The 12,152-nt window shown below is 65.9% G+C and carries 8 protein-coding genes; 6 read left to right on the plus strand and 2 right to left on the minus strand.

The genetic code is table 11. The features are described 5' to 3' along the window. Positions 1–208 precede the first annotated feature (208 nt). The 6 genes from LU684_RS04910 (at position 209) to LU684_RS04935 (ending at position 9,199) form a co-directional block, all read left to right on the plus strand. Positions 209–1,282, plus strand: coding sequence for an ABC transporter substrate-binding protein (locus tag LU684_RS04910; RefSeq protein ID WP_016486052.1), 1,074 nt, complete (start codon positions 209–211; stop codon positions 1,280–1,282). 11 nt (positions 1,283–1,293) lie between these two features. Beyond that, the gene (locus tag LU684_RS04915) at positions 1,294–2,517 is read left to right on the plus strand and encodes a lipase family protein (RefSeq protein ID WP_232894219.1); all 1,224 of its coding nucleotides are present in this window, start codon (positions 1,294–1,296) and stop codon (positions 2,515–2,517) included. A gap of 12 nt (positions 2,518–2,529) precedes the next feature. Next, on the plus strand, positions 2,530–3,729 hold the full coding sequence (locus LU684_RS04920) for an LLM class flavin-dependent oxidoreductase (protein ID WP_016486050.1): 1,200 nt from the start codon (positions 2,530–2,532) through the stop codon (positions 3,727–3,729). Positions 3,730–3,733: 4 nt separating this feature from the next. Then, positions 3,734–5,287, plus strand: coding sequence for an ABC transporter substrate-binding protein (locus LU684_RS04925; RefSeq protein WP_060516375.1), 1,554 nt, complete (start codon positions 3,734–3,736; stop codon positions 5,285–5,287). Between the two features lie 218 nt (positions 5,288–5,505). Continuing rightward, positions 5,506–8,082 (plus strand): TonB-dependent receptor, encoded by a 2,577-nt coding sequence (locus LU684_RS04930; RefSeq protein ID WP_232894220.1) that lies wholly within the window; start codon positions 5,506–5,508, stop codon positions 8,080–8,082. A gap of 28 nt (positions 8,083–8,110) precedes the next feature. Next, entirely contained in the window at positions 8,111–9,199 is a 1,089-nt protein-coding gene (locus LU684_RS04935; protein ID WP_016486047.1) for an LLM class flavin-dependent oxidoreductase, read from the plus strand. Between the two features lie 324 nt (positions 9,200–9,523). Here the strand turns inward: LU684_RS04935 and LU684_RS04940 are convergent, their stop codons facing one another. Together LU684_RS04940 and LU684_RS04945 are read right to left on the minus strand one after the other, a co-directional pair. Then, entirely contained in the window at positions 9,524–11,308 is a 1,785-nt protein-coding gene (locus LU684_RS04940; protein ID WP_096425900.1) for a dipeptide ABC transporter ATP-binding protein, read from the minus strand. Further along, positions 11,305–12,132, minus strand: coding sequence for an ABC transporter permease (locus LU684_RS04945; protein ID WP_232894257.1), 828 nt, complete (start codon positions 12,130–12,132; stop codon positions 11,305–11,307). Before LU684_RS04945 ends, LU684_RS04940 begins: the two co-directional genes overlap by 4 nt. Positions 12,133–12,152 lie beyond the last annotated feature (20 nt).

The following is a 12,152-nucleotide window of genomic DNA, read 5'->3' on the forward strand; positions in this document are numbered from 1 at the left end:
CGAATTAAGAATATTCAAATTTTCAGCAGCTGATTGCTGCCACAGCAGCAACCCGTCAGCACTCCCCTGCCCGCCGATCAGCAGACCTTGCCTTGCACACCTACGTGCTCATGGCTGGAGGCCCTGTAAATAGGGGGCTTGCGCCACTTCAAGGCATGCTGGCATGCATTTCGCTCCTGGCCTGTAGAACCTTTGCCTGGAGCTGCACATGAACAATCCCTGGCGTAATGCCCTCGCCCTGCTGGGCGGCCTGTTCCTTAGCCTGACTGCGCTGGCCGCCGAGCCACCGGCGGCGGTGCGCATCGCCATTGTTGCCTTCACCCAGGGTGGCGCCCCGGTGTTCGGCGGCATCCCGGGGCGGGTGATTGAAGAAGGCTGGCTGGAACAGCAACTGGCCGCCCGCGGCGTGAAACTGCAATGGACCGCCCTGCCGCATGCCGGCGCCGGGCCGCAGATCAACGAAGGCTTCAGCAACGACAGCCTGGACTTTGCCGTACGCGGCGACCTGCCCTCGGTCATCGCCGGCGCCGGCCAGGTGCCGGGCAAGCTGGTGGTACCGGGTGGCAGCGGCAACAACATCTACCTGGTAGTACCGAGCGACTCGACGGTGCGCAGCATTCAGGACCTCAAAGGCAAGCGCCTGGCTTTGCACCGCGGCCGCCCATGGGAGTTCGCCTTCAGCAATTTCCTGCAAAGCCAGGGCCTGGCACTCAGTGATTTCAAGATCGCCAACCTCAACCCGCAAGTAGGCGCGGCTGCGGTGTCCGCCGGCAAGGTCGACGCTGCCGTGCTGCTCAACGAAGCCTATGCCCTGGAAGACAAAGGCGTGGCGCGCATCCTCTGGTCGACCAAGCAAGGCGCCAACGACTGGCGGCTGGTGTCGGACCTGTGGGGCACTGACCGCTTCGTGCAGCAGCACGCCGACCTGACGCAGCTGGTGGCCACCGCCTGGGTGCGCGCCGCCTGGTGGATTTCTCAGGAGCAGAACCGCGACGCCTACTACGGGTTGTCTTCGCGCGCCGGTGTGAGCGAAAGCGTGCTGCGCCGGGACGACCAGGACGACCCGGTCGTGTGGAAGGCGCGCTGGGCACCGAAAAGCGATGCCCAGCTCAAGGCCCACTACGACGCCCTGGGCCAGTACGCCCTGGCCAACCGGCTGATCCGCACGCCCTACGACATTACCAGCGACCTGGCCACAGGCTTTACCCGCCAGGCGCTGATCGACCTGCAACTGACCCACTACTGGCCGTCCCTCGACGCCCAGATCAGCCAACAACCTTGAGAGCCTTACCCATGAAACTGCCTGCTTCGCTCGTCTTCGGCCTCAGCGCCCTGGCCCTGTCCATCGGTGCCATGGCCGCCGAAACCTACGCACCCAAACCTGATCCGCAGCAGGGCGATGGCCGTGTGTCGGCCTTCTACACCTGGAGCAAGGCCATCCCCGGCACGCCCGGTAAACTGCTGCGCAGCGAACCGCTGGACCAGGCACTCAGCCTGCCCAACGCAGCCAGCGCGCAACGCATTCTCTACACCTCGCTGGATGGTATCGACGGCAAGACCCCGATCGTGGTGTCCGGCGCACTGTTCATTCCCAAAGGCCAGGCACCGGCAGGCGGCTGGCCGGTCGCCAGCTGGGGCCACGGCACCGTCGGCGTGGCAGATATCTGCGCACCGTCCTGGGCTGGCCGCAGCTACCGCGATGTGCAATACCTCAACCGCTGGCTCGATGAGGGCTACGCCATCGTCGCCACCGACTACCAAGGCCTCGGTGTACCGGGTGGCCATCCGCTGCTGAACAACCGCATGGCCGCCTACGGCATTCTCGATGCGGCCAAGGCGGTGGTCGCCGGCGTGCCAGGGCTGGCAGACAAGGTGCTGATCATTGGCCAGTCGCAAGGCGGCGCCGGGGCCTTTGCCGCCGGTGCCTATGCGGCGACCTATGCGCCCAAGCTGGGCGTCAAGGGCAGTATCGGCACGGGGGTGATCTACACCGTGGGCTCGAAGAATGTCGGTGAACAAGACCAGGACAAGGTCGACCCGGCCCTGGCCTATGGCTTCTACACCCTGCTGGCTGCGCAGCAGTACGACCCAAGCATCGACCCGCGCGACTTCTACACCGACAAGGCCTTGCCGCTGTTCGAGCAGGCGCGCACCAGCTGCCTGTCAGCCTTGGTCAGCGACGTGGTCGGCACAGGCCTGACCCCGGCCAACGCCAAGAAAGACTACAAGGGCGACCAGCTCAAGCCATGGCTGGCGCAGGTGTCGTACCCGACCCTGAAACTGGCCCAGCCGATCTTCATCGGCACCGGCGCCGAGGACAAGACCCCCGCCGCCGCTACCCAAGTGGCGCTGATGCAGGACGCCTGCAAGGCCGGCTCGGTGGTGCAGGGCCACCTTTACAAGGGCCTGGGCCACAGCGAAACGGTGAATGCCTCGCTGAAGGACTCGATCCCCTTCGCCCACCAGGTCATCAGCGGCCAGCCGGTCACCCCCAATTGCAGCCCAAGCGTCCAGTAAGGAGGCCAACCCATGAGCATCGAATTCTTCACCCGCCTGCCCTTGCATGGCGAAACCCAGTTCCTCCCCGGCGACCCGCGCAACCGCGGCGACTGGCATGCGGGCGGGCCCAGCACCGGTGCGGTGTCGGGGTTTGCCGTGGGTGATCACTTCACCTATATCGACTACCTCGGTCAAATCGCCCGCGCCGCTGAAATAAACGGCTTTGGCGGCGCACTGATGGTCAACGCCCCCACCGGCGAAGAGCCATGGACGGTGTGCTCGCTGCTGGCACGGGAAACCCGCACGCTGAAATTCGTCACCGCGTTCCAGCCCTATCACTACACCCCGTGGGTGGCCGTGCAACAGGCCGCGACCTACCAGCGCGCCACCGGCAACCGGCTGGTGTGGAACATCATCAACGGCGGTTCCGATGCTATCCAGCGCCAGGTGGGCGACTTTGAAGACCATGACCAGCGCTACGCCCGTGCCACCGAATTCATGGACGTGGTCCGCGGCTATTGGCACAACGAGCAGTTCCACTACGAAGGCACCTACTACCGCGCCGAGGGCGGTGGCCTGCGCGGCCCGCTGAAAAAGGCCGAGCTGCCGCTGATCTGCACCGCAGGCTCGTCGGTGGCAGCGCGCGAGTTCGCCGCCAAGCACGCCGATTTCTATCTGATGCGCGCCGAGCACCCGGACGAGATCGCCGCGCTGATCGCCGACATCCGCGCCCGGGCGCTGAAGTGGGGCCGTACCGACATCCGCTTTGGCCTGTCCATCGACGTGATCGCACGCGAGACCGAAGCAGCCGCGCTGGCCGAGGCCAAGCGCTTCTTCGACGAAGGCGTGGCCAAAGGCACGGTCAAGGCCCGCGCCGCCCACGCCGGCCTGCGCACGGCGCGCAAACTGAGCTACGAGCACGGCTACAGCGACCAGGACCAGCAGCAGGCCTTTGACGACTTCTTCATCCACCCCAATGTGTGGACCGGTTTCGGCTACATCGGCATCCCGCCGGGCTGCGCACTGGTGGGCAGCTACACCAACGTGGTGGCGCGTATCCGCGAGTATCACGGCATCGGTGTCGATCTGTTCTTCCTCGCCGGCTACCCGCACCTGGAAGAGGCCTACCGCATCGGCGAACACATCCTGCCGCACTTCCGTGCGCAGCGCGCAGCCCTTGCCCGCCCGGCAGCCGAACCCGTGCAACTGCACGCCAGCAACGGGGCCTGACGCCATGGCCAGGGACGGTTACCCACTGAGCCGGCGCGGCTTCCTCGGCCACGCTGGCGTGCTGGCGGGCGGGCTGCTGGCCGGCTGCGGCCCCGCCGACAGCCCCACCCACGCTGCAGCCGACCAGCCGCGCCACGGCGGGCGCTTGCGCCTGGGCATCATCGACGGCAACCAGAGCGGCAACCTCGACGCCCACAAGCCCATCGGCAGCGGCATCGTGCGTGGCTTTGCCCTGTACAGCAAACTGTGGGAATGGGACGAGCAGATGCAGCCGCGCCTGGCCCTGGCCGAGTTCGCCGAGCCCAATGCCGATGCCAGCAGCTGGACCTTGCGGCTGAAACCGGGGCTGGAATTCCACCACGGCAAGACCATCGACGCCGACGACCTGATCTTTTCCATCCGCCGCCTCACCGACCCGCAGCTGGCCTCGCCCTATGCGGCGCTGCTGCACTGGGTAGACCGCGACAACCTGGTCAAGCTGGACGACCGCACCGTACGCCTGGGCTTTCGCGAGGGGCGCAGCTACCTGCCGCTGGCAGAAACCTGGGTCAACTTCGGCGGCATCGTACCGGTGGACTACCACCCGGTCACCAACCCGGTCGGTGCCGGGCCGTACAAATTGAAAAGCTTCACCCCAGGCCAGCGCTCGCTGTTCACCCGCTTCGACAACTACTACAAGCCCGGCAAGCCCTACGCCGATGAACTGGAGATCATCGACTTCAAGGACCAGACCGGCCGCCTGGCAGCGTTGCGTGCGGGGCAAATCGACATGGCCAACGTCATGTCCACCGAGCACTTGCAGGTACTGCAGGCCGACCCTCGGCTGCGGCTGCTGAAATCGGTGAGCGGCAACTGGCTGTCGTTCGACATGAACACCGCCAAGGCGCCCTTCAACGACCCGCGCGTACGGGAAGCATTCCGCCTGCTGGCCGACCGTGACGAATTGGTGCGCCGTGCGCTGAATGGCCAGGGCCGGGTGGCGAACGACCTGTATGCACCGTTCGACCCCACCTTCGACCACAGCCTTGGCCCGCGCCCTCATGACCCGCAGCGTGCGGCGCAGTTGCTGCGCCAGGCCGGCCATGAACAGTTGCAGGTGGATCTGGTGACCACACCAGGGCCGGGGCTGGCTTCGGCCCTGGTATTGGCCGAGCAGGCCCGACGTATCGGCGTGACCCTGAACGTGCGCCAGGTCGACCTGGCCACCTTCCAGGGCCCGCAGCGCGACGACTGGACCTTGAGTACCGGCGGCAGCATCGGTGCGCCGTTCCTGGCCAGTGCCATCCACACCGACGCGCCGTTTGCTGTAGCCAACAAGACCCACTTCCACGACCGGGAATTCAGTGAGGCCTTCCTCGCCGCCATGGCCCAGCCGGACCTGGAGCAACGCAAAGCGCTGGTACACCGGGCGCAACGCATTCAGTACGAGCGCGGCGGCATGCTGATATGGGGCTTTGCCGACCTGCTCGACAGCGTCAGCACCCGCGTGGGGGGCGCGCAGGCCGAGCAGTCGCTGTTCAGTACCTGGCGGTTCGAGAGCCTGTGGCTGAAAACCTGATCCGCCCCAAGACAGCCTATTCCCCTGTGGGAGCGGGCTTGTCCCGCGAATAGGCCCGCCTGGACACCAGAGGTGCATGGCCAGGGCTTCGCCCTGGTTCGCGGGACAAGCCCGCTCCCACAGAACCTCCTGACAGGCTTGAGAGATACCCACCCAACCGCAGGCGCGGCTGCGCCCTCGCTTCTCCCACATTCCTGCTATTGAACGAGGCCCAGCCAATGTCCCGCGTGACCTTGCTGCACCCCAAATTCCCGCCCAGCGCCCTGGCGCTGGCCATGCTGGCCGCCAGCGCGCCGCTGGCCCACGCCCAAGACACCCAACTGCAAACCGTCACGGTGCAGGCCGAACAGACTGACGACGATGCCCTGCCCACCCGACCGCCCGCCTCGGTCTATGGCGGCCTGGAAGCCAAGGTGCTGGACACCCCGCGCTCGGTCACCCAGATCAACGCCGAGCAACTGGCCAACGACCCGATCCGCAGCTCCGACGACCTGGTCAAGTACGCCCCCGGCATCACCCGCGGCGGTGGCCAGAACGCCGGCATCGCCCCGCAGATGCGCGGGCAGAATACCGAGGTGTTCCAGGATGGCCAGCGCGCCTACGGCGTGCGCCACCCGGCCAACTTCAACGCCTACGAAGGCGCCGACATCGTCGCCGGGCCGTCGTCGGTGACCTACGGCTCGGTCAGCGGCAGTGGCGGCTACGTCAACTACCTGAGCAAGAAGCCTGACTTCAACCGTTTCCGCACCAAGCTCAGCGGCGAAATCGGCAGCTGGATCCCCGATGGCGAATCACGCGATGCCACCAAGTTCAGCATCGACAACACCGGCCCGCTGACGGACAACCTGGCTTACCGGGTGAGCATCACCCGCCAGCGCCAGGAAGACTTCTACGACAATGTCGAGAACAACTTCGACGCCTTCTACGGCGCGCTGGCCTGGCGCAACGACAACCTGCGGGTGGACTGGAACGCCGCCTACGACGACTACTTCGACTACAACATCACCCACGGCTGGAACCGCGCCACCCAAGACCTGGTCGACCACGGCAAGTACTACGCCGGCCGCGCCACACCGGTCATCCAGAACGGCAATACACTGTGGTCGCCAGTGCTGTCCTCCGGTGCCTCCGATGCCCAGGTGCTGGGCTGGGTGCAACGCCAGCGCAATGCCCAGGGCCAGTACCAGGTGGTCAACGGTAGCTTTCAGGGCGCGTCACCCAATACGCAGGCCAACCCCGGCAGCCTGCGGGGCTGGGTCTATGACCCGTCGCTGGCGGGCAACGGCCTGACCTCCTTGTCGTCACAAACCGGCCAGCGTGCGCAGGACGAAAACCGTTCGCGGCGCTTTACCACGCAACTGCGCATCGAAGGCGACCTGACCCCGTCGATCACCTTGGCCAACAGCACCTTCTACCAGCACTCCACCGACACCACCGATGCCGTCGGGGCGTTCCAGGTGCAGGGCAAGGACGACATCTTCGACAACCGCTTCGAATTCCGCGCACGTGGCCAGTGGCAACTGGGCGACCTGACCCTGGTCGACGACAGCAACACCGGGCTGATCTACCGCCGCGAGCGCAATGAGTCGATCGCCGCCAACAACAGCTTCGGTAGCACCATCAACGCCTATGACCTGACCCTCGACCCCACCTTGAAAAACCCCGGCGACCTGCTCGGCCTGAGCGGCCGCAACCCCGCCGGTGGCAACGCCGCCTGGATCGGCCAACCCGGTGTGCCGCAGCTTTCCAGCTACTACGGCTGGCTCAACCTGTCCGCCATGTACCCGGCCGGGCACGGTCTGTATGCAGAATCGGTGGCGCCCTACACCGCCGACAGCACCTGGACCACCCAGACGCTGTTCAGCCAGCACAACCTGCGCCTGGGTGAACGTGTGGGCCTGAACGTGGGCGCCAGCCGCAGCTGGATCGACGCCCGCATCGAAAACCCGTTCGTGCTGACCGGCGGCAACCCGCGCAAGGACTCGGATAATTACCGGCTGTTCTCGGTGCAGGTCAGTCCCTATTTCAAACCCACGGAAAACAGCACGCTGTACTACACGTTCGACCGTTCCCTCGCAGTGAATACCGGCTTCTTCACCAACGGCCTGGGCTGGGGCAGCGGCACGGGGGCCAACCAGCTCAACCCACTGGCCTTCGAGAGCCTGAGCGTGTTGCATGAGGTCGGTTTGAAGGTGGAGGCTGTGCCCGACCAGCTGTTCTTCACCCTGGCTGCCTACAAGCAGGCCCGTGACCAGTCGCCGGACAGCAACAACAACATTGCCCGGCTGATCGTCAAAGGCTGGGAAGCCACCCTGCGCTACCAGGACCAGCACCTGCGCGGCGGCCTCAACCTCAGCCGCATCAGCGCCTACAACGAGTTCACCAGCCAGGCCGGGTTTGCCTCGGCCGGCTTCATCCCCGACAACGGCACTGTGTTTGGCGACAACAACAGCCTCAACCAGCGCCCGGCCGGCAAGTTCGATGCGGTGCAGATCCCCAAATACAACGCTGGCGGGTATGTCGACTACCGCTTCGACTCAGGGTTTGGCGTTGAGCTTTCCGGCTGGTGGACCAGCAGCTGGTACCTGAACCTGAGCAAGACGGTGAAAGTGCCGGACGAATACAACCTCGATCTTGCCGTGTACTACCGCCAGCCGCAGTGGGGCGTGACGGTGCGCATGCTCAACGTCACCGACGAGCTGAATTTCGTCAGTGGCCTGGCCGGGTCCACCAATACCTTTCTGCAACCGATGCCGGGCCGCACGCTGCTGGCCCAGGTCGATTACCAATTCTGATTCCTCCTCAACCTGAAAGGCCTTAGCCATGTCCATTGAATTTGTCGGCATGATCTTCCCCCGCCAGTGGTCCGAGACCCGTGGCGTACGCACACCCGACTTCGACCTGCCATTCATCCGTCACCACGCCCGCGCCCATGAGCATGCCGGGTTCGACCGGGTGCTGATCGCCAGCGGCCCTGGCAGCGCCGACAGCCTGCAGATTGCCGCCTATGCTGCCGCGCACACCGAACGCCTGGGTTTCATGATTGCCCACCGCCCGGCGCTGACCGCGCCGACGGTGGCCGCACGGGCATTCGCCACGCTCGACCACACCACCGGCGGCGGGCGCATCCGCCTGCATGCAATCACCGGTATCACCGCCGAGCCGCAAGAGGGGGACACGCTGCTGGACAAGACCGAGCGCTACCGGCGTGCCGACGAATACCTGGAGATTGTCCGCCGCACCTGGACGGCCGAGGCGCCGTTCGACTTCGAGGGCCGCTACTTCAATATCAAGGGTGCCTTTTCACCGGTGAGGCCGCTGCAGCAGCCGCATATCCCGATTTCCTTCGGAGGCTCGTCCGACATCGCCTACCAGATCGCCGTCAAGCATGCGGATCTGTATGCGCTGTGGGGGGAACCGCTGAGCGGCGTCGCCGAGCAGATCGGCAAACTCAAGGCTGCCGCGAACGCCGCAGGCGTGGCGGCGCCTAGGGTCAGCTTATCGGTGCGGCTGATCCTGGGTGCCACCGAGGAACAGGCCTGGCAGCGTGCCGAACAGATCCTCGCGCAGATCAAGGCCAACCCGCAATTTGCGGCCGACAGCCCTTGGCAGAAACGCATCAAGGGCACCGGTTCTGAACGCCTGCTGGCAGCCGCCGCCCGTGCCGACCGGCATGACCGGGCGTTGTGGATGCCGACGGCGACGGCGGTGGGTGCCTATGGCGATACCACCGCACTGGTGGGCACGCCGGAGACCGTGGCCCAGGCGTTGCTCGATTATGTCGACCTTGGTGTGACCACCTTTCTCAACCGGGGCTATGACCCGCTGTATGACACGGTGGATTACGGGCGCTGGGTGATACCGGCGGTGCGCGAGGAAGTTCGACGGCGCCAGGCCCGGTTTGTGGGGTGAAGGTGGGGGGGTATGGCTGTGGGGTGCATCTGGTTTGCCGGGTGCATGCCTTGGGTTGTTTGGCGCCTGTGAGATCGAGCGCCGCCCGCGCGGCGCATCGCGACGCAAGGCCGCTCCCACATCTGTTTCGGGCCAATTACTCCTGTGACATGGGCGCGCGTCCCCTTGGCGCCCACCTCAATATCGAGACGGGCCAACAAGGCGGTCGCGCGCATTGGTACAGGTATGACTGGCCCGAAACAGATGTGGGAGCGGCCTTGCGTCGCGATGCGCCGCGCGGGCGGCGCTCGGTCTCACAGGCGCTGCATACCCCAAGGCAAGCACCTAGAGGCCAACACGCAACCTGGGCGAATGCTCCACCAGCGTGCGGGTATAAGCATCAACCGGTCGCCCCAGCACCTGATCGGCAATGCCCTGCTCCACCACCCGCCCCTGGCGCAACACCAGCACGCGGTCGGCAATCGCCCGCACCACCCCAAGGTCATGGGTGACGAACAGCAAGGTCAACCCCTCCCCCTGCAAGCGCTGCAACAAGGCCAGTATCGATGCCTGCACCGACACATCCAGCGCCGAGGTGATCTCGTCACATACCAGCAACTTCGGCTCGCAGATCAACGCCCTGGCTATCGCCACCCGCTGGCGTTCACCACCAGACAAGCTATGCGGATACAAGTCGGCCACACGCGCCGGTAGCGACACCCGCTCCAGCACGGCCTCGACCCGCTCGCGCGCTTTACCACCGCGCACCCCGAAAAAGTGCGCCAACGGCGCGCTGAGCGTTTGCCCGATGGTCTGCCTCGGGTTCAAGGCCCTATAGGGGTTCTGGAACACATACTGGATCTGGTGACGCAGCCCCGCATCACGTTCGCGCGCGGCAAACGCCAAAGGCGCGCCGGCGTAACTGAGTTGCCCCTGAACGTTTTCGCCCAGCCCGGCAATGGCCCTGGCCAGGCTGGTCTTGCCCGAACCCGACTCGCCCACCAGCGCCAGGCACTCCCCTTGCCTCACCCGCAGAGACACATCGAACAACACCTGGCGATCGTAAGCTACGTCCAGCCCCTGCACCTCCAGCAACACCGCTGCGCCCGGCGCAGCAGCCGCCTCGACAGCCGCTTCACCGAGGGGCAGCGGCTCTCGGTGCGGCACCAGGCAGGCCACCCGATGCCCGCCGTCATGCGCCAGCAACGACGGCTCGATCACTGAACACTCTGCACGACGCCTGCCGCAGCGCGGCGCAAACGCACAGCCATCCGGGCGCTGCCCCGGTGCCGGTGCATGCCCGGCAATCGCCTGCAAGGGCTGGCGCCGGGCAATGTCAGGTATGGCCGCGAGCAAAGCGCGAGTGTAGGGATGCGACGGCGCGCGGAACAACGCCTCACGCCCGGCCACTTCCACCAGCCGCCCGGCGTACATCACCATCACCCGGTCGACCAGGTCACGCACCACCGCCAGGTCATGGGTGACGTACAGCGCCGCCACACCTTGGTCACGGCACAGGCGCTTGAGGGTCTGCAGCACATGGGCCTGGGTGGTAACGTCCAGTGCGGTGGTGGGCTCGTCGAGTACGATCAGCTTTGGCCGCAAGACGAACGCCAGCGCCAGCATCACCCGCTGTTGCTGCCCGCCAGACAGTTGATGCGCAAAACGCCGCAGGAAGCCGTCGTCATCGGGCAAGCCCACATCCAGCAGGGTTTCGCCGATGCGCTGGCGCACCGCTTCACGCGACAGCGCAGGCTGGTGCGCCAAGAGGGTTTCACGCAGCAAAGCCCCCAGGCGCAGCGCAGGGTTCAGCGCCGTGGCCGGGTCCTGGGCGACGTAGCCGACCAGCCCGCCACGGGCCAGGCGCAAGGCCTCACCTTCGAGCTCGAGCAGCGACTGCCCGGCCACCACCACTTGCCCGCCAACGATACGCGCACCCTGCCGGGCATGGCGCAGCAACGCCGTGGCCAAGGTGGTCTTGCCCGAGCCGGACTCACCCACCAGGCCAACAATCTCGCCCGCTGCAACGCTGAAGGACACCTCGGCCAGCACATCGACCTGCCCGGCCAGCTCTACCCGCAGGTCGCTGACCTGCAACACTTCACTGGCCACATTCAACAGCGCGCTCATGGCTGCTTCTCCCCAATCCGGGCACTGGCCCGGCCAACCCCTTCGGCCAGGATGTTGGTGCCATAGGCAAACACCCCGATCAGCAATGCAGGTGCCAGTACGGCCCAGGGCTGCACCAGCAGGCCGGCCTGGTTTTCGTTGATCATCAAACCCCAGTCGGCCGACGGCGGTGCCACCCCGTAGCCCAGAAAACTCAAGCCGGACAGCATGCCCACCGCCCAGGTCAGCATGTTGCCGAAGTGCACCAATAGCGGCGTGAGGATGTTCGGCAGGATTTCATGAAAGAGGATGCGCCAACGCGGGTAACCCATCATCTGCGCCGCCTCCACGTACTCCTGCCCGGCGACCGCCACGGCACTGCCGCGGGCCAGGCGGACAACCCCCGGGGTAAAGGCGATGGCCACGGTCAGCACGATCAGCCAAGGTGCACGGCCGAGCATGGACACGATCAGCAGCACCAGGATCAGGTCCGGGAACGCCAGCGATACGTCCGCCGCCCAGCTGATCGCCTGGTCCAGGCGCCTGCGCGAGAAGCCGGCCAACAGGCCCAGGCTGCCGCCAACCAGCAATGCGAGGGTGGCTGCTGCCACCGACATCCACAGCACCGACAGGCCGCCGCTGAGCAACCGCGAGAGCAGGTCGTGGCCCAGAAAATCGTGCCCCAGCGGTGCCCCGGCAGCCGGGGGGCCGTACACCAGCCCGACCATCGCCGTGGGCGCATGAGGTGCCAGCCAGGGGCCGAAAGCGGCCAGCAGCGCCACCATCAAGGTGATTACAGCGCCACGCCGCACCTGTGGGTCGGCCAGCCAACGGGATTCAATCATGGTTGCCTCCTGGGCAGGGG

The sequence above is a fragment of the Pseudomonas sp. NMI542_15 genome, assembly GCF_021283425.1.
In the GTDB taxonomy this organism is placed as follows: Bacteria; Pseudomonadota; Gammaproteobacteria; order Pseudomonadales; family Pseudomonadaceae; genus Aquipseudomonas; species Aquipseudomonas fortuita.

Coding starts and splice junctions, on each gene's coding strand:
- LU684_RS04910 (WP_016486052.1), top strand. CDS start 209: ATGAACAATCCCTGGCGTAATGCCCTCGCCCTGCTGGGCGGCCTGTTC.
- LU684_RS04915 (WP_232894219.1), top strand. CDS start 1,294: ATGAAACTGCCTGCTTCGCTCGTCTTCGGCCTCAGCGCCCTGGCCCTG.
- LU684_RS04920 (WP_016486050.1), top strand. CDS start 2,530: ATGAGCATCGAATTCTTCACCCGCCTGCCCTTGCATGGCGAAACCCAG.
- LU684_RS04925 (WP_060516375.1), top strand. CDS start 3,734: ATGGCCAGGGACGGTTACCCACTGAGCCGGCGCGGCTTCCTCGGCCAC.
- LU684_RS04930 (WP_232894220.1), top strand. CDS start 5,506: ATGTCCCGCGTGACCTTGCTGCACCCCAAATTCCCGCCCAGCGCCCTG.
- LU684_RS04935 (WP_016486047.1), top strand. CDS start 8,111: ATGTCCATTGAATTTGTCGGCATGATCTTCCCCCGCCAGTGGTCCGAG.
- LU684_RS04940 (WP_096425900.1), bottom strand. CDS start 11,308: ATGAGCGCGCTGTTGAATGTGGCCAGTGAAGTGTTGCAGGTCAGCGAC.
- LU684_RS04945 (WP_232894257.1), bottom strand. CDS start 12,132: ATGATTGAATCCCGTTGGCTGGCCGACCCACAGGTGCGGCGTGGCGCT.